Origin of the sequence: Ruegeria sp. HKCCA5463 (assembly GCF_013034175.1) — a bacterium.
GTDB lineage: Bacteria > Pseudomonadota > Alphaproteobacteria > Rhodobacterales > Rhodobacteraceae > Ruegeria.
Genome location: NZ_WQFL01000005.1, coordinates 204,781 through 227,441, shown reverse-complemented (window position 1 = coordinate 227,441; position 22,661 = coordinate 204,781). Strand labels below are relative to the sequence as shown.

At 59.2% G+C, this 22,661-nt stretch carries 23 protein-coding genes; 13 read left to right on the top strand and 10 right to left on the bottom strand.

The window, feature by feature from the left end; all coding sequences use genetic code 11:
- The first annotated feature begins 35 nt into the window (after positions 1–35).
- Positions 36–1,214 carry a biopolymer transporter ExbB gene (locus GOW09_RS12735; protein ID WP_171118828.1) on the top strand — a complete coding sequence of 393 codons (1,179 nt, stop codon included), beginning with the start codon at positions 36–38 and terminating at the stop codon, positions 1,212–1,214.
- Positions 1,215–1,217: 3 nt separating this feature from the next.
- A complete protein-coding gene (locus GOW09_RS12730; RefSeq protein WP_171118826.1) occupies positions 1,218–2,960 on the top strand; it encodes a peptidoglycan -binding protein in 1,743 nt (580 codons plus the stop codon).
- 50 nt (positions 2,961–3,010) lie between these two features.
- Here GOW09_RS12730 and GOW09_RS22620 read toward each other — a convergent pair whose 3' ends face one another.
- The 3 genes from GOW09_RS22620 to gloB form a co-directional block, all read right to left on the bottom strand.
- Positions 3,011–3,898: a YHYH protein gene (locus GOW09_RS22620; RefSeq protein ID WP_171118824.1), complete on the bottom strand. Its 888-nt coding sequence runs from the start codon at positions 3,896–3,898 to the stop codon at positions 3,011–3,013.
- Between the two features lie 138 nt (positions 3,899–4,036).
- The gene (gene clpA / locus GOW09_RS12720) at positions 4,037–6,361 is read right to left on the bottom strand and encodes an ATP-dependent Clp protease ATP-binding subunit ClpA (RefSeq protein ID WP_171118822.1); all 2,325 of its coding nucleotides are present in this window, start codon (positions 6,359–6,361) and stop codon (positions 4,037–4,039) included.
- A gap of 174 nt (positions 6,362–6,535) precedes the next feature.
- On the bottom strand, positions 6,536–7,303 hold the full coding sequence (gene gloB, locus GOW09_RS12715; protein WP_171118819.1) for a hydroxyacylglutathione hydrolase: 768 nt from the start codon (positions 7,301–7,303) through the stop codon (positions 6,536–6,538).
- A gap of 61 nt (positions 7,304–7,364) precedes the next feature.
- Here gloB and GOW09_RS12710 point away from each other — a divergent pair, with 61 nt between their 5' ends.
- The 7 genes from GOW09_RS12710 to GOW09_RS12680 all read left to right on the top strand — a co-directional run bounded on the left by GOW09_RS12710 (position 7,365) and on the right by GOW09_RS12680 (position 13,724).
- Positions 7,365–8,099, top strand: coding sequence for a class I SAM-dependent methyltransferase (locus GOW09_RS12710; RefSeq protein WP_152459015.1), 735 nt, complete (start codon positions 7,365–7,367; stop codon positions 8,097–8,099).
- A 300-nt stretch (positions 8,100–8,399) separates the two neighbouring features.
- Positions 8,400–8,960 (top strand): F0F1 ATP synthase subunit delta, encoded by a 561-nt coding sequence (locus GOW09_RS12705; RefSeq protein ID WP_171118817.1) that lies wholly within the window; start codon positions 8,400–8,402, stop codon positions 8,958–8,960.
- Positions 8,961–10,499, top strand: a complete 1,539-nt coding sequence (atpA, locus tag GOW09_RS12700; RefSeq protein WP_152459013.1) for a F0F1 ATP synthase subunit alpha — start codon at positions 8,961–8,963, stop codon at positions 10,497–10,499.
- A 15-nt stretch (positions 10,500–10,514) separates the two neighbouring features.
- Entirely contained in the window at positions 10,515–11,393 is an 879-nt protein-coding gene (locus GOW09_RS12695) for a F0F1 ATP synthase subunit gamma (protein ID WP_171118815.1), read from the top strand.
- Between the two features lie 18 nt (positions 11,394–11,411).
- Positions 11,412–12,836 carry a F0F1 ATP synthase subunit beta gene (gene atpD, locus GOW09_RS12690; RefSeq protein WP_171118813.1) on the top strand — a complete coding sequence of 475 codons (1,425 nt, stop codon included), beginning with the start codon at positions 11,412–11,414 and terminating at the stop codon, positions 12,834–12,836.
- 12 nt (positions 12,837–12,848) lie between these two features.
- The gene (locus GOW09_RS12685; RefSeq protein ID WP_171118811.1) at positions 12,849–13,259 is read left to right on the top strand and encodes a F0F1 ATP synthase subunit epsilon; all 411 of its coding nucleotides are present in this window, start codon (positions 12,849–12,851) and stop codon (positions 13,257–13,259) included.
- 114 nt (positions 13,260–13,373) lie between these two features.
- Positions 13,374–13,724, top strand: a complete 351-nt coding sequence (locus tag GOW09_RS12680) for an H-type lectin domain-containing protein (RefSeq protein ID WP_171118809.1) — start codon at positions 13,374–13,376, stop codon at positions 13,722–13,724.
- 44 nt (positions 13,725–13,768) lie between these two features.
- Here GOW09_RS12680 and rpiB read toward each other — a convergent pair whose 3' ends face one another.
- Together rpiB and GOW09_RS12670 are read right to left on the bottom strand one after the other, a co-directional pair.
- The gene (gene rpiB, locus GOW09_RS12675; protein WP_171118806.1) at positions 13,769–14,218 is read right to left on the bottom strand and encodes a ribose 5-phosphate isomerase B; all 450 of its coding nucleotides are present in this window, start codon (positions 14,216–14,218) and stop codon (positions 13,769–13,771) included.
- 103 nt (positions 14,219–14,321) lie between these two features.
- Positions 14,322–15,341, bottom strand: a complete 1,020-nt coding sequence (locus tag GOW09_RS12670; protein ID WP_152459007.1) for a ribose-phosphate pyrophosphokinase — start codon at positions 15,339–15,341, stop codon at positions 14,322–14,324.
- A gap of 107 nt (positions 15,342–15,448) precedes the next feature.
- Here GOW09_RS12670 and GOW09_RS12665 point away from each other — a divergent pair, with 107 nt between their 5' ends.
- Both GOW09_RS12665 and GOW09_RS12660 read left to right on the top strand, forming a co-directional pair.
- The gene (locus GOW09_RS12665; protein WP_171118804.1) at positions 15,449–16,051 is read left to right on the top strand and encodes a 2-hydroxychromene-2-carboxylate isomerase; all 603 of its coding nucleotides are present in this window, start codon (positions 15,449–15,451) and stop codon (positions 16,049–16,051) included.
- On the top strand, positions 16,048–16,881 hold the full coding sequence (locus GOW09_RS12660; protein WP_171118802.1) for an alpha/beta fold hydrolase: 834 nt from the start codon (positions 16,048–16,050) through the stop codon (positions 16,879–16,881). Before GOW09_RS12665 ends, GOW09_RS12660 begins: the two co-directional genes overlap by 4 nt.
- On the opposite strand, the gene GOW09_RS12655 is transcribed toward GOW09_RS12660, so the two are convergent.
- From GOW09_RS12655 to GOW09_RS12645, 3 genes are read right to left on the bottom strand one after another with little or no spacing between them, the layout of a single operon-like run.
- On the bottom strand, positions 16,868–17,902 hold the full coding sequence (locus GOW09_RS12655; RefSeq protein WP_171118799.1) for a low specificity L-threonine aldolase: 1,035 nt from the start codon (positions 17,900–17,902) through the stop codon (positions 16,868–16,870). The two genes, GOW09_RS12660 and GOW09_RS12655, sit on opposite strands and share 14 nt — an antisense overlap.
- Positions 17,902–18,375 carry a YcgN family cysteine cluster protein gene (locus tag GOW09_RS12650; RefSeq protein WP_171118796.1) on the bottom strand — a complete coding sequence of 158 codons (474 nt, stop codon included), beginning with the start codon at positions 18,373–18,375 and terminating at the stop codon, positions 17,902–17,904. The genes GOW09_RS12655 and GOW09_RS12650 overlap by 1 nt, the downstream gene beginning before the upstream one ends.
- On the bottom strand, positions 18,372–19,304 hold the full coding sequence (locus tag GOW09_RS12645; protein ID WP_152459002.1) for a bifunctional riboflavin kinase/FAD synthetase: 933 nt from the start codon (positions 19,302–19,304) through the stop codon (positions 18,372–18,374). The genes GOW09_RS12650 and GOW09_RS12645 overlap by 4 nt, the downstream gene beginning before the upstream one ends.
- A 260-nt stretch (positions 19,305–19,564) precedes the next feature.
- Here GOW09_RS12645 and GOW09_RS12640 point away from each other — a divergent pair, with 260 nt between their 5' ends.
- Positions 19,565–20,146: a methylenetetrahydrofolate reductase C-terminal domain-containing protein gene (locus tag GOW09_RS12640; RefSeq protein WP_171118794.1), complete on the top strand. Its 582-nt coding sequence runs from the start codon at positions 19,565–19,567 to the stop codon at positions 20,144–20,146.
- Entirely contained in the window at positions 20,143–21,132 is a 990-nt protein-coding gene (locus GOW09_RS12635) for a methylenetetrahydrofolate reductase (RefSeq protein ID WP_171118792.1), read from the top strand. Before GOW09_RS12640 ends, GOW09_RS12635 begins: the two co-directional genes overlap by 4 nt.
- 75 nt (positions 21,133–21,207) lie before the next feature.
- Here GOW09_RS12635 and GOW09_RS12630 read toward each other — a convergent pair whose 3' ends face one another.
- Together GOW09_RS12630 and GOW09_RS12625 are read right to left on the bottom strand one after the other, a co-directional pair.
- The gene (locus tag GOW09_RS12630; protein ID WP_117872517.1) at positions 21,208–21,651 is read right to left on the bottom strand and encodes a MaoC family dehydratase; all 444 of its coding nucleotides are present in this window, start codon (positions 21,649–21,651) and stop codon (positions 21,208–21,210) included.
- Between the two features lie 101 nt (positions 21,652–21,752).
- Positions 21,753–22,628, bottom strand: a complete 876-nt coding sequence (locus GOW09_RS12625; RefSeq protein WP_171118790.1) for a TIGR01459 family HAD-type hydrolase — start codon at positions 22,626–22,628, stop codon at positions 21,753–21,755.
- Positions 22,629–22,661 lie beyond the last annotated feature (33 nt).

Below are 22,661 nucleotides of genomic sequence, written 5' to 3'. Positions count from 1 at the left end.
CGACGCAAAGCAGGCAAATACCGGGAACCACGCGCATGGCGCAGGCACATCAGGGCGCGAGACCCCATTTCTCGCATCCAATTCGACAAATTCTGTTGATGTTGATGGCGATCGGCCTGTCCGGGCTGGGGGTGTTTCTGGCGCTTCCATACGTTTTGCCGGTTTTTTATGCCAATCCGTATCTGAATGGCTTCATCCTGATTGTGTTCTTTATCGGCGTCTTCGCCTGTTTTTATCAGGTTACGCAGCTGATCGGGTCCGTGCGCTGGATCGAGGCCTTTGTCGGTGGTGTTGTTCGCGAAGATGCGCGCACACCACAGTTGCTGGCGCCTTTGGCATCGCTGCTGCGCGAGCGAGGCGCGCGCTCACAGATCAGTTCCACCTCTACCCGGTCCATTCTGGATTCCGTGGCCGAGCGTGTCGAAGAAGAACGGGAAATCACGCGTTATATAACCAACGTTCTGATCTATCTGGGTCTGCTGGGTACATTTTTTGGCCTGGCGACAACCGTTCCAGCCATTGTCGACACCATCCGCAGCCTGAACCCGCAGGAAGGCGAAGAGGGGCTGGCCGTCTTCAATCGCCTGATGACGGGGCTCGAGGCGCAGTTGCAGGGGATGGGTGTTGCGTTCGGGTCCTCTCTGCTGGGCTTGGCGGGATCGCTGATTGTTGGTTTGCTCGAAGTGTTTGCCGGGCACGGGCAGAACCGCTTTTATCGCGAGCTCGAAGAATGGTTGTCCTCGATCACCCGCGTCGGATTTGCCGGTGGTGAAGAGGGTGGAGCAGAGATCGCCGTACTGACACCTGTGCTGGATGCCATGTCCGAACAGATGGATGCGTTGCAGGATCTGTTTGCCGCTCAGGAAAGCGAGCGGGCTGAGGTTTCGGCCAAGCTGGGGCAACTGGTCGATGTGATTGCCGAGATGAACAATCGCCAGGCCAATACCGAAAGCGTCACTTCGGCTCTGGAGCGTGTCGCGCTGGGGCAGGATGCGTTGCTTGACCACATGCGCGAACACGGTGCAGGCGATGGCATCGATGCCGAAAGCCGGATGCGCCTGCGCTCGATGGACGTGCAGTTGCTACGCATTCTCGAAGAGATTTCGGCGGGTCGTCAGGAAAGCATGAACGAATTCCGCAAGGATATCGAACTGCTGGTCAAGGCCCTGACCCTGCCGCGAGGCGCGGTACGCTCCACGCCGGAAGGAGAGTAGTCCATGGCGCTGTCCCGCCGCACCGGTCAACGCTTCCAGGGCTCGGTCTGGCCCGGATTCGTGGACGCTATGACCGGGCTGCTGATGGTGCTGACATTCGTTCTGACCATTTTCATGGTGATTCAGTTTGTTCTGCGCGAGACCATTTCGGGGCAGGAAGACGAACTGACGACACTGGCAGACGAAGTTGCTGCGCTTGCGGGCGCACTGGGTTTGGAAGAGCGTGAAAACAGCCGCTTGCAGGCAAGGCTGGGTGCGTTGAACACGACGCTGTCGCAGGCCGAAGACGATCTGGCGCAAGCGCAGTCGCTGATCGCCTCACTGACCACCGAACGCGACCGTCAGGCCGCCGCGCTGGATCAGGCGCAGACCCGTATCACGAATTTCGAAGCACAGGTTGCGGCGCTGCTTGCCGAGCAGGAGCAGGCTTTGGGCGACATCGCAGCGCTTGAGACTGAGCGCGAGCAATTGCTGACGGAACAAGAGGCGCTGAACCTTGCCCTTGCACAAAGTCGCGAGGAAATCGATGCGCAGACGGAAGCGGCCCGATTGGCAGCCGCCCGCCGCGAGGCGCTGGAAGCAATGGTTGCGGATCTGGAGCAAAGCGGCAAGGAACGCGCGGCGGAAATTGCCACCCTTGAACAGCAACTGAGCGATGAAGAAGCCGCCCGCCTGGTCGAAGCCGCTGCTGCCGAGGCATTGCGAAACCGTCTTCAGGATGCGGATGCCGAACTGACGGCCATGACGCTCGCGTTGGAGGCACAACGCAAAGAGGCCGAAGACACGCTGACTCTTCTGGCCGCCGCGCAAGCCGCGCGGGCTGAGCTTGAGCGACAATTCGGCGACGTGAATCCTGATGAATTGCGCGCCCAGCTTGAAACCGCCCTGGAGGCGCAAACGCAAGCGCAGGCGGATGCTGATGAACAACGCACCTTGGCCGAACAAAGGCAGGCCTTGCTGGCTCTGGCCGAATCGACATTGTCGGAAGAGAAAGAAATCTCAGCCGAGGCCCAGCGTGAGGCGGCACTTCTCAACCAGCAGATTGCCGCCCTGCGCGGGCAGTTGGGGTCATTGCAGGCCCTGTTGGATGATTTCGAAGAGCGCAACGAGGCCGCCGAAATCCAAATCCAGACTTTGGGTCAGGACCTGAATGCCGCGCTGGCCCGTGCCGCTTCGGAAGAACGCCGCCGCCGCCTGCTGGAAGAAGCCGAACGCCTGCGTCTCGAAGCCGAGGCCGAAGCACTGGCCGGTCAGAATGAGGAACTGGCAGCGCAGGCGGAAGATCTGCAACGCTATCGTTCGGAATTTTTCGGACGTCTTCGGGATGTCCTTGGCGATCAGGAAGGTGTGCGGATTGAAGGCGACCGTTTTGTCTTTTCGTCCGAGGTTTTGTTTCCGACAGGATCAGCCGTGCTGTCCGCGGAAGGGCAGCAGGAGGTTGCGAAAGTTGCCAACATCCTGCGCAGTGTCGCCGCTGAAATTCCGCCCGGTCTGAACTGGGTGATCCGGGTCGACGGCCATACCGACAACGTTCCGCTGGCTGGTTCGGGCCGATACCGGGACAACTGGGAACTCAGCCAGGGTCGCGCGTTGTCTGTTGTGCGCTATATGGTCGACGCGCTGGGCATCCCGCCCAATCGTCTGGCGGCAAACGGGTTTGGTGAGTTCCAGCCGGTCAATCCGGCTGACACGCCCGAGGCGCGGGCGCAGAATCGCCGGATCGAGCTGAAACTCACGGAAAGATAGCAAAACCCTTGCCTCTTGCCTGGGTAATCTGCGTGATGAGGTCAAACCGATTACCGTCTGCCAAAGCGAAAGCTTTGATCCGGAGTGCCCATGAAACACCGGGGTACCACGGGGTAATCCTCGGTCAGAAAATACGCATAGGTTCCTGAAGGGTATTCTGCTGAAACGGTGAAGGCGCCGTTGCATTGGTCCAAATTGCCGTGACCCTGAACAAAAACGTAGTCCTCGTTGAAGGTGCCGTCATGCCGCCCGCCCGGCGCAACGCCACCCGGCCGGTTGCCGGGTTTCAGACGATAGGACGACGTCATTTCGGTCACTTTGCCCCCTACGACGCCAGTGACGGCATATATCGGGAAACCATCTGCGGCATAGCCGATCAAGGGTGAATGCTCGGACGGTGACCATCCAAGCAGCTTGACCAACCCTGTCGGTACACCGTGATAGTGATATTTTCCATTCGGCTGTACATGGGCAAAATTGGCGTCCAATCCCAAGGAAACAGCGCCACCCAGAGCATTGTAGGACCACCCGGATCCGGGGTCGCCATGCCAGAACTCGGCCGCCAGCGGGTCGAACACAACCCCGTTGAGTGACACGCCAAAGTTCCACCCCATTTGCAGCGGTGTGATTGCACCTTTGGCCGTTGGATTTGCAGGCAATTTCAACCTGACCTTCTGCTGTTCGATCTGGTGCGGATTGCCTTGGTTTGGAAACCGGCCAACCAGATGATCAGGAATACCATTGCCCGTCACTTTGATTTTTCCGCCTTTTTCTTTCACCGAGGCGCTGCTTTTCCCGGGGTTTTCGGTTGCGGGCACCAACCTCAGCGGTTCTGCGGTCGTTTCGTCGTGATAGCGAAACCGGTGCTGTGCAGTTGCCACAGCGGCAACGGCGGATAGGGCAAAGGCGGCGCCCCAGAGGATTGAAATTTTGCTCACGTGTCGATCCCTGTCTTGCGTTCATCATTGAAGATGACACGCAGCAGAAGTCTTTTTCCGTCGCACTTTATGCTGCCAGCAGAGAAAAAGCCCGGCGATGGGGATCGCCGGGCTTTGAAGGAGTTGTCTGTATTTTGGTCAGTCTGCCGTCAACAGAGGTGGTTTGTCTCCTGAAATGCGCCGTTGGTCCGGGCCAAGAATTTCAAGATCCAGTTCGCCCTTCTTGACCGAGACACGAACCACGCCGCCTTTGGCCAGCTTGCCGAACAACAGCTCTTCGGCCAGGGGTTTCTTGATGTGCTCCTGGATCACGCGACCCAGCGGGCGTGCACCCATCTTGTCGTCATATCCCTTGTCGGCCAGCCACTCAGCAGCTTTTGGGGTCAGGTCGATGGTCACGCCACGATCCAGCAGTTGTGCCTCAAGCTGTAGGACGAATTTCTCGACCACCTGCAAAATGACCTCTTTCGGCAGCGGTGCGAAGGAGATCACGGCATCCAGACGGTTGCGGAATTCCGGTGTGAACATGCGCTCGATCGCGGCCGTGTCTTCGCCTTCGCGCCGATCGCGACCGAAGCCGATGGCGGCCTTGGCCTGTTCCTGCGCGCCCGCGTTCGAGGTCATGATCAGCACCACGTTGCGGAAATTCACCGTGCGACCATTATGATCGGTCAGCTCGCCATGGTCCATCACCTGCAACAGGATGTTGAACACGTCCGGGTGGGCCTTTTCGATTTCGTCCAGCAGCAACACGCAATGCGGATGCTGGTCGACACCGTCGGTCAGCAGACCACCCTGATCAAACCCGACATAGCCCGGAGGGGCACCGATCAGGCGGCTGACCGCATGTTTCTCCATGTATTCCGACATGTCGAAACGCAGCAGTTCCACACCCAGGGTATCTGCAAGCTGTTTCGCCACCTCGGTCTTGCCAACCCCCGTCGGACCGGCAAACAGATAGTTGCCGATGGGTTTTTCAGGTTCGCGCAGACCGGCGCGGGCCAGTTTGATCGCACTGGACAGCGCCTCGATTGCCAGATCCTGACCAAACACCACCCGTTTCAGCGATGCTTCGAGGTCTTTCAGCACCAACGCATCATCCTTGGTGACGTTCTTGGGCGGAATACGCGCGATCTTGGCGACAACCGCCTCGATCTCTTTGACGCCAATGGTCTTGCGCCGCTTGCTTTCCGCGACCAGATGCTGCGCCGCGCCGGCCTCGTCGATCACATCGATGGCCTTGTCGGGCAGCTTGCGGTCGTTGATGTAACGCGCCGACAGCTCGACCGCCGTCTTGATCGCATCGGCGGTGTATTTGATGTCATGATGCTCTTCGAAATAGGGCTTCAGCCCGCGCAAAATCTTTACGCTGTCTTCTACCGAAGGCTCGTTCACGTCGATCTTTTGGAACCGGCGGCTCAGCGCTCGGTCCTTTTCGAAGTGCTGACGGAACTCTTTGTAGGTGGTCGAGCCCATGGTGCGCAGTTTGCCGCCCTGAAGCGCAGGCTTCAGCAGGTTCGAGGCATCCATCGCACCGCCTGAGGTCGCTCCGGCACCGATCACGGTATGGATTTCGTCGATGAACAACACCGCGTCCGGGTGATCCTCCAGTTCGGTCACAACCGCTTTCAGACGTTCTTCGAAATCACCGCGATAGCGGGTTCCGGCCAACAGCGCGCCCATGTCCAACGAATAGATCGTGGTATTGGCCAGCACATCGGGGGCCTCGCCACCGACGATCTTGTGCGCAAGGCCTTCTGCGATGGCGGTCTTGCCCACACCCGGATCCCCCACCAGCAGCGGGTTGTTCTTGCGGCGGCGGCACAGCACCTGGATGCAGCGTTCCACCTCATCCGAGCGTCCGATCAGCGGATCGACATCGCCAGCTCGAGCCTTGGCGTTCAGATCCACGCAGTATTTTCCCAGCGCGCTTTCTTTCTGTTCGGCTTCGCCGGATGCGGTCTGGGCGTCTTCTTCCACCTGATCCGCACCGGATACCGAGCGGCTTTCGCCATAGGCAGGATCCTTGGCGACGCCATGCGCGATGAAATTGACCGCGTCGTAACGGGTCATGTCCTGCTCTTGCAGGAAATAGGCGGCATTGCTTTCGCGTTCGGCGAATATGGCGACCAGAACGTTGGCGCCGGTCACTTCGGTCCGGCCCGAGCTTTGCACGTGGATCGCGGCGCGCTGAATGACGCGCTGGAACGCTGCGGTGGGTACGGCTTCGGATCCGTCGATATCTGTGACCAGATTCGAAAGATCCTCGTCGATGAACTCCACCAAAGTGCTGCGCAACTCGTCCAGATCGACACTGCACGCTTTCATGACGCGAACGGCATCGGGTTCTTCCAGAAGGGCCAGCAGCAAATGCTCCAGCGTTGCGAATTCATGGCGCCGTTCATTCGCAGCCGCCAGGGCCGCGTGGATGGCTTGTTCCAATGTGCTCGAGAATGAAGGCACGCGGGTGCTCCTCTGTCTTGGGTCAGAAGGGGGCGGTTTCTTGGCCGGAACCCCATCCCAACCATGTCCTCATAATACTAGAGTTTGGTTGATCGTGGCCCGGCTTCAAGGGTTTTCTTTCACTTGACAGTCACATTTGTTGTGACCGTGGCCCTGAAGAGGAGCAAATAGGCATCAGAACCGGTCTTTTCTAGCCCGAATTTCGGCAAAAACGGCCTCGGGGTCAGCACCCACCATACCCAATTTCGCCTGAATCGCCGGATCGGCGGCCCTCAGGAACGGATTTGTGGCCTTTTCAAGGGCCAGAGTCGAAGGAACAGTGGCTTTTCCGGCCGCACGCGCGCGGTCGATATCTGCAATGCGATCTTCCAGGGCCTGGTTTTCGGGATCGACTGTAATCGCGAATTTGGCGTTGGATTGTGTATATTCGTGCCCTGAACAAACCAAAGTGTCGTCCGGCAGGGCGGCCAGCTTGTTCAAAGAGACCCACATTTGCGCGGGTGTGCCCTCGAACAGGCGCCCACAACCCAGCGCCATCAGGCTGTCGGCGGTGAACACGGCGGAACTCTGCGGCATGTAAAACGCAATATGGCCATCCGTATGCCCGGAAACGTCCAGAACCTGAACCGGTTCGCCACCGATCTCGAAACTGTCCCCCTCGGTAACTTGCTGATCCAGCGGCGGCAGGCGATTTGCGTCAGCGGCGGCCCCGATGACCTTTGCCCGCTGTTTGGCCAATATACCCGCAAGCCCGTCCACGTGATCCCAGTGATGATGGGTCAACAGCACATGTGACAGTGTCCACCCCCGGTCATCCAGCGCCTTCAGGACCGGTGCGGCCTCGGGCGCGTCGATCAGGGCGGTCTGGCCAGTGACGGCGTCATGCGCCAGAAAGGCGTAATTGTCGCTGAGGCATGGGATTGTAACGATTTCAAGAGGCATGGCCTTTTGCCCTTTCATTGCTAGACTACGCCCAGCTAAGCCGATTGACCGGATGTCCGCAATGCATCTTGACGTACAGGATCTGAGGAACTTCTATTACCGTAGCACATTGGGGCGTGCGGCGCAGGCGGCTATTCGCGGGCGTCTGATCGAGCTTTGGCCCGAAGCAAAAGGCCAGACAGTGGCGGGATTCGGTTTTGCGGTGCCTTTGCTGCGCCCTTACCTGTCGGATGCGCGCCGGGTCATCGGGTTGATGCCGGGACCACAGGGCGTGATGCCATGGCCGGCAGGCATGCCCAACGTTTCGGTCCTGACCGAAGAAACCCTCTGGCCGATCGAGACCGGCCACGTGGACAAGCTTGTGGTGATGCATGGGCTGGAAACGTCGGAACGGCCAAACCAGTTGCTTGACGAATGCTGGCGCGTGCTGGGCCCCGGTGGCCGGGCCGTCTTCATAGTACCCAACCGGGCGGGTCTGTGGTCACGGTCGGACAAGACCCCGTTCGGGTTCGGGCGCCCGTACTCGGCAACTCAGCTGGAGAACCAGCTCAAGGCGCATCACTTTCTGCCCGAGGTGCATTGCTCGGCCTTGTATATGCCTCCGTCGTTCCGGCGATTCTGGTTGAAATCCGGCAACCTGATCGAAAAGACCGGCCAGCGGATTCCGACGGTGATGGCGGGTGGGGTGCTGATGGTCGAAGTCAGCAAACATATCCGCCCGCCAAGCGGCAGCGTGACCAAGGACGCGGTCAAAAAACCGATCAAGGCGCTGGACGGCTTGCTGAAGCCCGCCTGAGACCCCGGGCAATTCCATGCGAAAAATTGAGGAAAAAAAGTCACAGGAATCGCAAAAACCTGCATATTCGTAACATTTTTCAACTGGGCCAATGTGTTCAAACCGTCGCACTTGCCGTAAGTTAATGAAAAATAACAATTTGTGGATAAATCTGTTACCGCTATAGCGTATTGCTTGGTTGGTTCGGCTCTGCTACATCCCCGGTGATTTTGATCCCCGACCGTCTGGCCGGGGTTTCTTCACGCCCCCGGGGTAGCTGCCGCACGCGAATTCGGGGCCCAAAATATCGGAAGGGTGGACGTGTCCGAACCAGCTTCGATTTCCACTGGCATCGCCGAGCGCTATGCCACCGCGATCTTCGAGATCGCAAAAGAGAACAACGACCTTGCAGGTCTGGAATCCGGCATCAATGATCTGGCAGCCGCGCTGGACGACAGTGCAGAGCTGCGCGACCTGATCGCATCGCCGCTGGTTTCCCGCGCTGAACAGGAAGGCGCGATCACTGCGATCGCAGACAAGATGGGTCTGAACCCCATCCTGCGCAACACGCTGGGTCTGATGGCGCAGAAGCGCCGCCTGTTCGTCGTGCCGCAACTGCTGAAGGTTCTGCGCGACATGCTGGCCGAAGAGCGCGGCGAAGTGACCGCCGAGGTTGCCTCGGCCAAGGCACTGACCAAGACCCAGATGGAAAAACTGTCCAAGACGCTGTCCGAGCGTGTGGGCAAGACGGTGACAATCAATGCGACCGTGGATGAAAGCCTCATCGGCGGTCTTGTCGTTAAAGTGGGCTCGAAAATGATCGACAGTTCGATCCGTTCGAAGCTGAACTCCCTACAGAATGCAATGAAAGAGGTCGGATAAATGGGAATCCAAGCTGCAGAGATTTCTGCAATCCTGAAGGACCAGATCAAGAATTTTGGTCAGGAAGCCGAAGTGGCCGAGATCGGTCGCGTGCTGAGCGTCGGTGACGGGATTGCCCGTGTATACGGTCTGGACAATGTGCAAGCCGGTGAGATGGTCGAATTCCCCGGCGGCATCATGGGCATGGCGCTGAACCTGGAAAGCGACAACGTCGGTGTCGTTATCTTCGGTTCCGACCGTGACATCAAAGAAGGTGACACCGTCAAGCGCACCAACTCGATCGTGGACGTTCCGATCGGTGACGAGCTGCTGGGCCGCGTTGTGGACGGTCTGGGCAACCCGCTGGACGGCAAAGGCCCGATCAACGCAACCAAGCGTGGCGTCGCGGACGTTAAGGCGCCGGGCATCATTCCTCGTAAGTCGGTTCACGAGCCGATGGCAACCGGCCTGAAATCGGTTGACGCGATGATCCCGATTGGCCGTGGTCAGCGTGAGCTGATCATTGGTGACCGTCAGACCGGTAAAACCGCCGTTGCTCTGGACGCGATCCTGAACCAGAAAACCTACAACGACGCAGCAGGCGACGACGAGTCGAAGAAACTGTACTGCGTTTACGTAGCCATCGGTCAAAAGCGTTCGACCGTTGCGCAGTTGGTGAAGAAACTGGAAGAATCCGGTGCGATTGAATACTCGATCGTTGTGGCTGCAACCGCGTCCGACCCGGCACCGATGCAGTTCCTGGCACCCTACGCCGCGACCGCGATGGCCGAATACTTCCGTGACAACGGTCGCCACGCACTGATCATCTATGATGACCTGTCGAAGCAGGCTGTGTCCTATCGTCAGATGTCGCTGCTGCTGCGCCGCCCGCCCGGACGTGAAGCCTATCCTGGCGACGTTTTCTACCTTCACTCGCGCCTGCTGGAGCGTTCGGCCAAGCTGAACGAGGACTTCGGTGCCGGCTCGCTGACCGCTCTGCCGGTTATCGAAACCCAAGGTGGTGACGTTTCGGCGTTTATCCCGACCAACGTGATCTCGATCACTGACGGTCAGATCTTCCTTGAAACCGAACTGTTCTACCAGGGCATCCGTCCCGCCGTGAACACCGGTCTGTCGGTTTCGCGTGTGGGCTCCTCGGCTCAGACCAACTCGATGAAGTCGGTTGCCGGTCCGGTTAAGCTGGAACTGGCTCAGTACCGCGAAATGGCTGCTTTTGCGCAGTTCGGTTCCGACCTCGACGCCGCAACCCAGCAGCTGCTGAACCGTGGTGCGCGTCTGACCGAGCTGATGAAACAGCCGCAGTACTCGCCGCTGACCAACGCTGAAATCGTCTGCGTCATCTTCGCAGGTACCAACGGTTACCTCGACAAGATCGATGTGTCCGACGTTGGCCGTTACGAAGCTGGCCTGCTGGCACACCTGCGTGGCAAGCACGCGGATCTGCTTCAGTGGATCACGGACGAAGACCCCAAGATCAAGGGTGACGCTTCCGACAAGATCAAGGCTGCGCTGGACGAATACGCCGCAACCTTCGCTTAAGGGAGAGGCGGGCATATGCCAAATCTTAAGGACCTTAAAAACAGGATCGAGTCGGTCAAATCGACCCGCAAGATCACCAAGGCCATGCAGATGGTCGCGGCTGCAAAACTGCGCCGCGCCCAGGAATCTGCCGAAGCCTCGCGTCCGTATGCCGAACGGTTCAATGCCGTGATGGCAGGGCTGGCGGCTTCGGTCGGGGGCAGCGACAGTGCCCCCAAGCTGCTCCGTGGTACGGGCAGCGATGATGTCCATCTGCTGGTTGTCATGACAGCTGAACGCGGCCTCTGCGGCGGCTTCAACTCGAACATCGCCAAGCTGGCCCGCCAAAAGGCGGAAGAGCTGCGCCTGAAAGGCAAGACAGTCAAGGTTTTGACTGTCGGCAAGAAGGGCCGCGACGCGCTCAAGCGTGATTTTGGCGATCTGTTCGTTGGACATATCGACCTGAGCGAGGTCAAGCGTCTTGGCTATGCCAACGCGCAGGACATCGCGAAGGACATCCTGTCTCGTTTCGACGGGGGAGAGTTCGACGTGGCCACGATCTTCTACTCGAAGTTCGTCAACGTCGTGACCCAGATCCCGACGGCACAGCAAATCATCCCTGCCTCGTTCGAGGACGAAGCGGCGGGTGACGACAGCGGTGCCATCTTCGACTACGAGCCCAGCGAAGAAGCCATTCTGGCCGACCTGCTGCCCAAGGGGGTTGCGACTGCGATCTTCTCGGCTCTGCTCGAAAACGGGGCGTCTGAACAGGGTGCACGGATGTCCGCGATGGACAACGCGACACGCAACGCGGGTGAGATGATCGACAAGCTGACGATCCAGTTCAACCGCTCGCGTCAGGCCGTGATCACCAACGAGCTGATTGAAATTATTTCCGGCGCCGAAGCGCTGTAAGAAAACCGGAGACGAAACATGGCGAATGCAAAAGGCAAAGTCACACAGATCATCGGGGCCGTCGTCGACGTGCACTTCGAAGATCAGCTGCCTGAAATTCTGAACGCGCTGGAAACCACCAACAACGGCAAGCGCCTGGTGTTGGAAGTTGCTCAGCACCTGGGTGAAAATACTGTCCGCACCATCGCGATGGACGCGACCGAAGGTCTGGTCCGCGGCGAGGCCGTGACCGACACCGGCGCACCGATCTCGGTTCCGGTCGGCAACGCCACCCTGGGCCGCATCCTGAACGTGGTCGGCGAACCGATCGACGAAAAAGGCCCGGTCGAAGCATCCGAAACCCGCGCCATCCACCAGCCCGCGCCCGAGTTCGACGAACAGTCGACCGAGTCGGAAATCCTGGTCACCGGCATCAAGGTTGTTGACCTGCTGGCCCCTTACGCCAAGGGCGGTAAGATCGGCCTGTTCGGCGGCGCCGGTGTGGGCAAGACCGTTCTGATCATGGAACTGATCAACAACATCGCAAAAGTGCACTCGGGTTTCTCGGTGTTCGCGGGTGTTGGTGAACGGACCCGTGAAGGGAACGACCTGTACCACGAGATGATCGAATCGAACGTGATCAAGCCCGATAACCTGTCGGAAAGCCAAGTGGCGCTGGTTTATGGTCAGATGAACGAGCCTCCGGGTGCGCGTGCACGTGTTGCTCTGACCGGTCTGACCTTGGCCGAACAGTTCCGCGACCAGTCCGGTACCGACGTTCTGTTCTTCGTCGACAACATCTTCCGCTTTACGCAGGCGGGTTCCGAGGTGTCGGCTCTGCTGGGTCGTATTCCTTCGGCAGTGGGCTACCAGCCGACGCTGGCCACCGACATGGGCGCCTTGCAGGAACGGATCACCTCGACCAAGTCGGGCTCGATTACTTCGGTTCAGGCGATCTACGTGCCTGCGGACGACCTGACCGACCCTGCGCCGGCAACCTCGTTCGCGCACCTGGACGCGACCACCGTCCTCAACCGTGCGATCTCGGAAAAGGGTATCTATCCGGCCGTTGACCCGCTCGACTCGACCTCGCGTCTGCTTGATCCGGCCATCGTTGGAGAAGAGCACTACAAGGTTGCGACCGACGTTCAGCAGATCCTTCAGCGCTACAAGTCGTTGCAGGACATCATCGCCATCCTCGGCATGGACGAACTGTCGGAAGAGGACAAACTGACCGTGGCCCGTGCCCGTAAGATCGAACGTTTCCTGTCGCAGCCGTTCGACGTGGCCGAGGTATTCACCGGTTCGCCCGGCGTTCAGGTTCCTCTGGATGTGACCATCGCGTCGTTCAAGGCCGTTGTGGCCGGCGAATACGATCACCTGCCCGAAGCGGCCTTCCTGATGGTTGGCGGCATCGACGAAGTGATCGCCAAAGCGGAGAAGATGGCCGCAGAAGCCGCCTAAGGAGTATCCCTGATGGCAAACACGATGCAATTCGACCTCGTCAGCCCCGAGCGGAGCCTTGCTTCGCTTCAGGCGAGCGCGGTCCAGATTCCCGGCGCGGACGGGGACATGACGGCAATGCCCGATCATGCCCCCACCATCACCACGCTGCGCCCCGGTCTGCTCAAGGTCGAGGCACCCGAAGGGTCCAGCGAATACCTGGTCACCGGCGGGTTTGCCCAGATCAACGGCGACAGCCTGTCGGTCCTGGCCGAAAAGGCCATCCCGGTGGATGAAGTGACCCGCGCGCATCTGGACGAGCTGATCGAAGACGCCCGCGCCTCGCATGAGGCAGCCAAGGGTGGCGATGATCAGACCATCGTCGACGACGCGGCCAAGCTGCTGGCCGACATGGAAGCGCTTGGAACACATATGAGCCTGTAACGGGCCCGCCAGTGAAAAAATAGAGCGGCCTCGCAATTGCGGGGCCGTTTTTTTGTCGTGATTTTGCCGAAATGCCGGGGTAAGTTACGGGAATTCAAGAATAATGATGATATGATGAAAAAGTTCCTAACCCATCCGATTGGAATTGCGCAGGGCGAGAATGTCCTGTTTTCGGAATTTGCCGAAGGCGGCGAAATGTGGACCGGGCAGGGGCCGCGCGAACGCCGAACCCCCATTCGGTTCACAGAAGCATTTCGAACCCCGCCCGTGGTGCAGATCGGGATCTCTCTGTGGGATGTGGACACGTCCTCGGCGCTGCGCGCAGAGGTTCAGGCCGAACATATCACAACCGAAGGATTCGACGCAGTATTCCGGACCTGGTCCGACACTCGGATTGCCCGCATCCGGGCCAGCTGGACCGCGATAGGAGAGGTGGCACACCCGGACGACTGGAATATTTCCTGATCCGGGTTCGCCATGTTTTCAGGCGTTTGAACGATTGATTGGGCTCAGTCGTCCTGTGCTTCGATCATGTCCACGCGCGTGGCGTGGCGGCCGCCTTCGAATTCGGCACCCAGAAACGCGTCAACGATGTCCAGCGCCAGACCCTCACCGACAACCCGCGCGCCAATCGACAACATGTTGGCGTTGTTGTGCTGGCGGATCATGCGGGCCGAGAATGCGTCGGAACAAACGCCACAGCGAATGCCGGGCACTTTGTTTGCAGCCATCATGATACCCTGCCCAGTGCCGCAGAGGATGATACCCAAGCTGCAATCGCCCGAGGCAACGGCCTGCGCCGCGGCCTTGCCGTGCTTGGGGTAATGGGTGCTTTCCGGGCTTGTCGGGCCGATATCAACCACGTCCCAACCTTGCTGTGCGATGTGGTTGGCCACGGACTGGCGCAGCTCGATCGCCGCGTGATCGCTGGAAAGAACAATACGTTTGTTGGCAGTCATGGAGGTGATTCCACTTGTATCGCCGATCGCGCCCCATGGTCAGATATCCGCGCAATCGGTATTTCAGATATCAGGGGGCGACATGTTCGGCCGCCCCTGTAGCTCAATCCATCTGGTACATGGATTCGTAGATCGGGGTCAGTGTCTTGTCTTCGAACAGCGAAGACACACTGGTTCCGTTCCAGATGTTCAGGATCGCCTGGGTGAAGATCGGCGCAGTCGGAACGATGCGGATATTCTTTGCCTTCAAAATCTCTTTGGTCGGCTGGATCGTGTCGGTCAGCACCAGCGACTTCATGACCGAGTTCGTCACTCGCTCGACCGCAGGGCCGCTCATGACGCCATGCGTGATGTACGAATGAACTTCCTTGGCGCCATTGTCCAACAGGACCTGCGCGGCCTTGCAAAGCGTTCCGGCGGTGTCACACATGTCGTCGACGATCAGGCAGATCTTGTCCTTCACATCCCCGATAACGGTCATTTCCGCGACTTCGCCTGCTTTCTCGCGCCGCTTGTCAACGATCGACAAGGGGGCATTGATGCGCTTGGCCAATTCACGCGCGCGCGCCACGCCGCCCACGTCGGGTGAAACCACCATGATCTCATCCAGATTGTCCTTGAACTGGTTTTTGACATCCAACGCAAAGATCGGCGAGGCGTACAGATTGTCGACGGGCATATCGAAAAATCCCTGAATCTGCGCGGCATGAAGATCCATCGTCAGAATCCGCTCGATCCCTGCGCCGGTCAGCATATTGGCCACCAGCTTGGCGCTGATGGGCGTGCGGGCCTTGGTGCGGCGATCCTGGCGGGCATAGCCGAAATACGGGATCACGGCCGTGATCCGCTGTGCAGACGAACGGCGCAGTGCGTCGGCGATGATCAGCAGCTCCATCAGGTTGTCGTTGGCCGGGTTCGAGGTCGGCTGGATGATGAACATATCCTCGCCGCGTACGTTCTCGAACACTTCAACGAAGATCTCGCCGTCGTTGAACCGTTCGACGCGTGCATCGACCAATCCCTGGTCGACACCGCGATACAGGCTCATTCGGCGGGCGATGGTTTCGGCAAGTGGAAGGTTGGCGTTCCCAGCGATAAGCTTGGGTTCGTGAAGTGTCGGCATCGGCTGAGGTCCCCGGGCAGCAATGGCAATGTGACAGATTCGTGATGTTGACACCGCTTAGCATGGCCTTACCGTCCCGCAAAGGTAACGCAGCGGAGAAAGTGAACATGACCCAGATTGACTACTTTTTTGCGACAATTTCGCCCTACAGCTATCTTGCGGGGAACCGGCTGGAAGAGATTACGGCGAAACATGGTGCATCGATCAGCTACAAACCGCTGGACGTCATGGCGCTGTTCGCACGCACCGGGGGTACGCCGCCAAAAGACCGTCATATCTCGCGCATCGAATACCGCGCTCAGGAATTGCTGCGCCAATCGAAGAAACTGGGGATGGAGTTCAACCTGCAACCGGCGCACTGGCCGACCAACATGGCGCCGTCTTCCTATGCGATCATCGCCGCGATCAAGGATGGTTCGGGCGACGTGGGCAAGTTGTGCCAGTTGATCCTGCGCGCCTGCTGGGCCGAAGAAAAGGACGTCGCTCAGGATGATGTGATCAGGGACTGCCTGGCAAATGCCGGGTTTGACCCGGAACTGGCCAACAGCGGTCTGCTGGTCGGGGCCGAAACCTATGCCGCCAATCTGGAAGAAGCCGTGGATCGCGGCGTGTTCGGCGCGCCGTTCTACATCACGCCGGATGGTCAAAGGTTCTGGGGGCAGGATCGCCTGGACGATCTGGATCGGCATCTGTCCGAGATGAATGGATGACAGCCCCGACGGCGATGCAGTCCGGCTTCGTGAGACGATTGGGCGACGGAGGGCGCAAATTGCTTGCCCTTCATTGCACCATTGCACATTCCGGCGCGTGGTCCGGCCTGGCCAAGGCATTGGATGGCAGCGTGTGTCTTGTTGCACCGGACATGCTGTCTCATGGGCGCAGTCCGGATTGGGACGGTCAAAGCGATTTCTTTGACGCTGTGACAGGGCTGGCGGCGGTCGAATTGACCGAGCCCACGGATCTGGTCGGCCATTCCTTTGGGGCGATCGTTGCGCTCAGACTGGCCATGGAGCACCCGGACCGTATTCGAAGCTTGACCCTGATCGAGCCCGTGTTCTTTGCCGTGGCAAAACAGGACGCCCCCCATTTGTACGATCAACACCGGCAAGAGTCACAACCGATTGAAGCAGCGTTCCAAGCAGGCGACGAAGCGCTGGCCGCGCGGTTGTTCAACCGGATGTGGAGCACCGGTATCGGCCCAAAATGGCCGGACCTGCCAGAGCGGACGCGCGCCGGAATGATGCGTGGAATTCATGTTGTTCCTGCGTCTTACCCCGTTCTGTACGATGACCGCGCCGGGTTGCTTGACCCCGACAGATGCAAGCGCGTATCGATGCCAACCCTGTTGCTGAGCGGATCAAAGACCCACCCGACGATCCCCGCAATCTGTGATGGATTGCAGCGCCGTCTGCCGACCGCACGCCATGACGTGGTGCAAGGCGCAGGGCATATGCTGCCCATTTCGCACCCCCGTGAAACCAGCGCGCTGCTTCGAAAGCTCTGGAAAGCTGGCCGCGGAACGGGTGTTACAACAGGCTGAGAAACTGATCGATCTCGGCCGTTCCGATCGACCAGTCGCAGACCAGTCGGCATGCCAGGCTTTCATCGTCATCATCACCTTCCAGCTCGTCCCCCCAGAGGTGGTAGACCGCCCCGGCCTCATGCAGCTGTTTGTGCTTCGCGCGTGAAAAAGCGGCAAAGATCATATTGGCCTGTGGTTCGTGCAGGAACTCGGCCCCTTTTGCACGCAGGCCGTCGGCCAGCCGGGCACAGTTTGCGTTGGCCTGACGCGCCAGCTTCAGCCACAGATCATCCTCAAGATAAGCCGCCATCTGAGCGGACAGGTAGCGATGCTTGGAAAACAGATGCGCCCCGCGTTTGCGCCGCAGCTCGAATTCCCAGGCCTTGCTCTCGTCAAAGAACACCACCGCTTCAACGCCCATCAGGCCGTTTTTGGTGCCGCCGAAGCTGACCGCGTCCACCCCGGCTTTCCATGTCATGTCAGCCGGAGAGCAATTCAGGGCCACCAGGGCATTGCTGAACCGGGCCCCATCCAGATGGACCGGCAAGCCATATTCCCTTGCGACCCCGCACAGCGCCTGCAACTCCTCCAGCGAATAGACCGATCCGCGCTCGGTGACCTGGGTGATCGACACCGGCCCGCGCTGCGGCCCGTGAACACCACGGGTTTCTTCGCCCAGGATGGACCCGCGCAGCGCGTCCGGCGCCATCTTGTCGCCGCCGGGAACAAGGGTCAGCTTGGCGCCGGTGTAAAACTCGGGCGCGTTGCACTCGTCTTCGTGAATATGGGCAACCGGAGAGCAGAAAATCGTTTCCCAGGGGTTGGACAATGTGGCAAGAGCCAGCGAATTTGCCGCTGTCCCCGTCGCCACCAGATAGACGGCCGCCCCCGGAGCTTCAAAGATGCTGCGAATGCGGTCACGCACCTCGTTCATCATCGTGTCGGCGCCATAGGCCATCTGGTAGCCCTGATTGGCCTCGGCCAGTTTGGCCATGACCTGCGGGTGAACCGGCCCGGAATTGTCAGATGCGAAATACATCAGCTAGGCTCCTCGATAATGTAGTCTTCCCACTCTTCCATGGGGGTTTCGAACTCGGACACCGTGCGCCCTCGGACCGACACGCCTGCGGCGTGCACGGTTTCCGGCGTACCAGATATCAAAGGGTGCCAGTCGTAAAGCGTTTTGCCTTCCCACAGCAGCCGATACGCGCAGGTTTGCGGCAACCAATAGGCGTTTTCGTCAATATTGTCGGGTGTCATGACGATGCATTCAGGCACGAATTGATGCCGGATGTCATATTGCGTGCAGCGGCAGCTTTCATCGTCCAGCAGGCGGCAGGCGACGCAGGTCAGGGCAACCTCGCCGCTGTCCTCATCCTCCAACTTGTTCAGGCAACATTTGCCGCAACCGTCGCACAAAGCTTCCCATTCGCGCTGGTTCATCTTGCGCAGGGGTTTGCGTTCCCAGAACCGGGCGGGCAGGCCGGTGCGTTGAATCGGATCAGCGCTCATAGGGCGGCCAGAATGTCCCGGGCCTGTTCACAATCGGCATTCATCTGCGCGATCAGACCATCCAGCCCGTCAAATGTCATTTCAGGGCGCAGGAATTCGATCAGCCCCACCGACAAGGTCGCCCCGTACAGGTCGCCGGAAAAGTCGAACAGGAAGGTTTCGATATTTGGCACTTCGCCATGGAACATCGGGCGCACCCCAACCGAGGCCGCGCCGTGATAACTACCCTGATGCGGGCCATCCAGCACGTCGACCAATACCGCGTAGACACCGAATTTCGGCGGGTGGAGCCCTTCGATGGACATGTTCGCAGTTGGGAAACCCAGTTCCCGCCCGCGTTGCTCGCCGCCGATCACCTCGCCTTCGATCCTGTGCCAATGGCCCAGCATCGCGGCTGCATCCCTTGGGCGACCCTCGCTCAATGCGGTGCGGATGGCGGTTGACGAGACCACGTTTTCCGACCGCTGCATCAAAGGGGCAATCGTCACGCCAAATCCCATCTCTTGCCCGAAGCGAACCAGATCGTCAGCCGTCCCACTGCGGCCCTTGCCAAAACAGAAATCGGCCCCGACCACGACATGGGACAGACCCAGACCGTCACAAATCACGTTGCGCGCGAATTCATCAGGGGAAAGCCCGGCCAGCGCCGCGTTGAACGGCAGCTCGTACAGTTTCTCCACACCCAGCTTCTCAAGCCGATGCGCCCGCGCATTGCCGCGCATCAGGCGGAACGGAGGAGAGTCCGGCGCAAAGTATTCACGTGGATGCGGCTCGAATGTCATGACCCCCAGTGGCGCATCCGGGGCCGCGTCGCGGGCCAGTTCGATGACCGACTGGTGCCCCAAATGGACGCCATCAAAATTCCCGATCGCAACGCTGGCGCCGCGATCTTCTGGCTCGACAAACTGGAAATCCCGGATGATGTGCATAGGCGATTGCGTAGCGTTGCGTTGCGATTTGTTCAAGCGGCAGTTTGAATTCAAGGCACGGGTCCTGGCGAAACACACCAAAACCATTTGTCAGACCTGATTGCACACAGGGCATCCCCGGAATGCTGCGCGACATTCGGCCAACTGCTTGATCCAAAAAAAATACTGGGTGTAGACTGGGTTTCCGGCCCTCGGACCACGCTGGGGGGGCGGACGATGGCCCGGCCAGGTTCAAATAGACCCAGCACAGGAGGCAGACCATGTATCGATTGCGACTGTTCGCGATTCGCAACGCCCGTGCGTTCGAGTGGATTTATAAATGTGTCGAACGGGGCATGGTCGCGATGGATCCGGTCTTTGCAAGGATCGGCTACAACCGCGTTGAACGCCCCATCGCGCTGGTCGAAAAAGGCGTCAAAAGTCTTTTGTTTGATTGCAAGATGTGCGGACAATGCGTTTTGTCTTCGACGGGTATGTCTTGCCCGATGAACTGCCCCAAGCAACTGCGCAACGGCCCATGCGGCGGCGTACGTCCCGGTGAGTTCTGCGAGGTGAAGCCCGATATGAAATGCGTCTGGGCTTTGGCCTGGGACGGGGCCAGCCGCATGCAACACGGGGGCGACAAGATAAAAGAGGTTCTTCCGCCCGTGGAACATACGTTGAAGGGGTCATCGTCCTGGCTGCGGGTCAGCCGCGAGATCGCTGCACAGGAACGCGAGGCCCGGGACGCTGCCCGCGAAACGCTTGCGCAGGCGTTCCCGGAGGCGCGCGAAAACGAACCCTCTGCGGCACCTCTGGCTGCTGAACCCCCCAACGCGGTGAACCGGGAGCTGAAGAAATGAATGATGCCCATCGCAGCGAGGTCGAGCCGATCGGCTATGTGCCTGTTCCCGAAGGCTATGTTTCGCACAGTCGATTGGAAAGAGTTCTGCGTTCGGGCCGCTTTGCAGTGACCGCTGAACTGAACCCGCCAGACAGCGCTGACCCCGAGGATGTTTTTCAGGCGGCGCAGCCGCTGGGTGAAGTGGCGGATGCGATCAATGCAACCGATGCGTCTGGTGCCAACTGCCACATGTCTTCGATAGGGATCTGTGCGTTGTTGACCCGCGCGGGGTATTCTCCGGTCTATCAGATTTCGTGTCGAGACCGGAACCGGATCGCCATTCAGGGGGATGTTTTGGGGGCTGCGGCGCTGGGCGTCAGCAACGTGCTGTGCCTGACGGGCGACGGTGTCGGGGTTGGGGATCAACCGGGGGCAAAACCGGTGTTCGACTTTGATTCCCTGACCTTGCTGCGGACGATCCGAACGATGCGCGATCAGGGAAAGTTTCTTTCCGGCCGCAAGATCACGCGCCCCCCTCAACTGTTTTTGGGTGCGGCGGAAAACCCCTGTATACCGCCCTACGACTGGCGCCCGGAACGTCTTGCAAAGAAGGTTGAGGCGGGCGCCGAGTTTATTCAGACCAACTATATCTACGACATTCCGCTCTTTGAAAGGTTCATGGATCGTGTTCGGGATGCCGGTCTGGACAAAAAAGTATTCATCATCGCCGGTGTGGGGCCCATCGCTTCGGCACGCGCGGCACGCTGGATGCGCAGCAATGTGCCCGGAATTCACATCCCGGATCATGTCATCGAGCGGATGGAAAAGGCCGAAAAGCCCGCGGAAGAGGGCAAGAAGATCTGTATCGAACTGATCCAGCAGATCCGGGACATCGCCGGTGTTTCCGGGGTTCATGTGATGGCCTACAGGCGTGAACACGTGGTGTCGGAAATCATTCTGGAATCAGGTTCGCTGAAAGGGCGAAAACGAGCCCGTTCTTCCTGACGGCCTTGTGTGCAGTTGAGTGCCCAAACAAAAAAGGCGCCGCTCCGGCGCCTTTTGCAAAACTGTGTTTGCCAGTCAGTCGAACTTGCGCGACGGGGCAAGCACCATGGCTTCGCCGATCAGGACCTTCTTGCCCTCGACCGAACAATGGCAGTCCAGCTTGACGCGGCGCTTGGCAAAATCGATGTCGATCACCTTCACCTCGGCATAGACCATGTCACCCGGACGCACAGGCGCCAGGAACTTCAGTGACTGACCCATGTAAACAGTACCATGACCCGGCAGTTGTTCACCAATCACGGCCGAGATCAGACCCGCCGTCAGCATTCCGTGGGCAATACGGCCTTCGAAGATCGTATCGCGGGCATAGTCGTCGTCCAGATGCACCGGATTCCGGTCGGTCGAGACCTGCGCGAACATTTCGATATCTTCATCCGTCACCACTTTGCGCAGGTGGCGGGACATTCCCATTTCGATGTCTTCGATACAGATCGTTCCGCGCGGAAGATTGTCCAACATGTTGCCCTCACTCGAAGTCGGCCGTGAAAGAAAAAACCATCATTTAGCCAAGGTTGGCAACTTTATTACTTCGCAGTTGCAGAAAATCAAGTCTTTTCTTGCTACCTCAAGCGCCCGATTGTGTAGGTTGGATTGATCTTTTCCCTTTCAATATAGGCGGTTAGGGATTCGTGGTGCGGATGATGCGACGTTTTAGTTTCTGCCGCGGCCAATCCGCCCGAGATGAACAGAGAATCAATGCCCTCTCCCATGCCGCCTAGAATGTCCGTGTGGGGGCCGTCGCCGATCACCAGAATGTCACTGTCGGGGATATCGTACCCCAGTTCCTGCAACCTGCGACGGGCCAGATCATAGATCGGGGGATGCGGTTTGCCGAAATACAGGCTCTCGCCGCCCATTTCGGTGTACAGCCTGGCCAAAGCACCGGCACACCATTCGCGCACCTCGCCGCGGTCCACCACAATGTCAGGGTTCGCACAAAGCAGTTTCATCCCCATCTGCTTGGCGTACAGGAAATCCGGCCGGTTCACATCCGGGTCGGCCATCGGGTCGAACGGGCCGCAGCAGACAATACCCTCGGCTTCCTTCAGCGGCACACGCTCGATATGGATGGGGTGATCCAGCAGTTTCAGCGGTTCGAAAAAGCCCGCATCGCGCTGCCACTCGCCCATGAAATAAACCTTGTGCCCCACAGCACCCCGGAACATCGCAGATCGCGCGGAATCCCCGCTGGTGGCGATGGTGTCATACGCGTCGGTGGGGACGTTGAATTGCACGAGTTGCTCTGCCACCCCGGCGCGGGGTTTGGGAGAGTTCGTGACCAAGACCACCAGTCCACCCTTGGCGCGATAGGCCTTCAGCGCTTCGACGGCCTCGGGGTAGGCCGTGATGCCGTTGTGAACACAGCCCCAAAGGTCGACGAACAATGCTTTGTAACGGTCCGAGATCTCGGAAAGCGAGGAAACGATCTGGGTCATGGGGGCCTCTGGGTCTGATATCGCGCTGCCGAC

What these genes read in the sequence shown, in the direction of transcription:
- rpiB (WP_171118806.1), bottom strand. Translation starts at nt 14,218, where the DNA reads ATGACTGCCAACAAACGTATTGTTCTTTCCAGCGATCACGCGGCGATC.
- atpA (WP_152459013.1), top strand. Translation starts at nt 8,961, where the DNA reads ATGGGAATCCAAGCTGCAGAGATTTCTGCAATCCTGAAGGACCAGATC.
- GOW09_RS12710 (WP_152459015.1), top strand. Translation starts at nt 7,365, where the DNA reads ATGCATCTTGACGTACAGGATCTGAGGAACTTCTATTACCGTAGCACA.
- GOW09_RS12640 (WP_171118794.1), top strand. Translation starts at nt 19,565, where the DNA reads ATGTATCGATTGCGACTGTTCGCGATTCGCAACGCCCGTGCGTTCGAG.
- GOW09_RS12735 (WP_171118828.1), top strand. Translation starts at nt 36, where the DNA reads ATGGCGCAGGCACATCAGGGCGCGAGACCCCATTTCTCGCATCCAATT.
- GOW09_RS12695 (WP_171118815.1), top strand. Translation starts at nt 10,515, where the DNA reads ATGCCAAATCTTAAGGACCTTAAAAACAGGATCGAGTCGGTCAAATCG.
- atpD (WP_171118813.1), top strand. Translation starts at nt 11,412, where the DNA reads ATGGCGAATGCAAAAGGCAAAGTCACACAGATCATCGGGGCCGTCGTC.
- GOW09_RS12660 (WP_171118802.1), top strand. Translation starts at nt 16,048, where the DNA reads ATGACAGCCCCGACGGCGATGCAGTCCGGCTTCGTGAGACGATTGGGC.
- GOW09_RS12635 (WP_171118792.1), top strand. Translation starts at nt 20,143, where the DNA reads ATGAATGATGCCCATCGCAGCGAGGTCGAGCCGATCGGCTATGTGCCT.
- gloB (WP_171118819.1), bottom strand. Translation starts at nt 7,303, where the DNA reads ATGCCTCTTGAAATCGTTACAATCCCATGCCTCAGCGACAATTACGCC.
- GOW09_RS12650 (WP_171118796.1), bottom strand. Translation starts at nt 18,375, where the DNA reads ATGAGCGCTGATCCGATTCAACGCACCGGCCTGCCCGCCCGGTTCTGG.
- GOW09_RS12655 (WP_171118799.1), bottom strand. Translation starts at nt 17,902, where the DNA reads ATGTATTTCGCATCTGACAATTCCGGGCCGGTTCACCCGCAGGTCATG.
- GOW09_RS12665 (WP_171118804.1), top strand. Translation starts at nt 15,449, where the DNA reads ATGACCCAGATTGACTACTTTTTTGCGACAATTTCGCCCTACAGCTAT.
- GOW09_RS12630 (WP_117872517.1), bottom strand. Translation starts at nt 21,651, where the DNA reads ATGTTGGACAATCTTCCGCGCGGAACGATCTGTATCGAAGACATCGAA.
- GOW09_RS12645 (WP_152459002.1), bottom strand. Translation starts at nt 19,304, where the DNA reads ATGCACATCATCCGGGATTTCCAGTTTGTCGAGCCAGAAGATCGCGGC.
- GOW09_RS12680 (WP_171118809.1), top strand. Translation starts at nt 13,374, where the DNA reads ATGAAAAAGTTCCTAACCCATCCGATTGGAATTGCGCAGGGCGAGAAT.
- GOW09_RS12730 (WP_171118826.1), top strand. Translation starts at nt 1,218, where the DNA reads ATGGCGCTGTCCCGCCGCACCGGTCAACGCTTCCAGGGCTCGGTCTGG.
- GOW09_RS12625 (WP_171118790.1), bottom strand. Translation starts at nt 22,628, where the DNA reads ATGACCCAGATCGTTTCCTCGCTTTCCGAGATCTCGGACCGTTACAAA.
- GOW09_RS12670 (WP_152459007.1), bottom strand. Translation starts at nt 15,341, where the DNA reads ATGCCGACACTTCACGAACCCAAGCTTATCGCTGGGAACGCCAACCTT.
- GOW09_RS12685 (WP_171118811.1), top strand. Translation starts at nt 12,849, where the DNA reads ATGGCAAACACGATGCAATTCGACCTCGTCAGCCCCGAGCGGAGCCTT.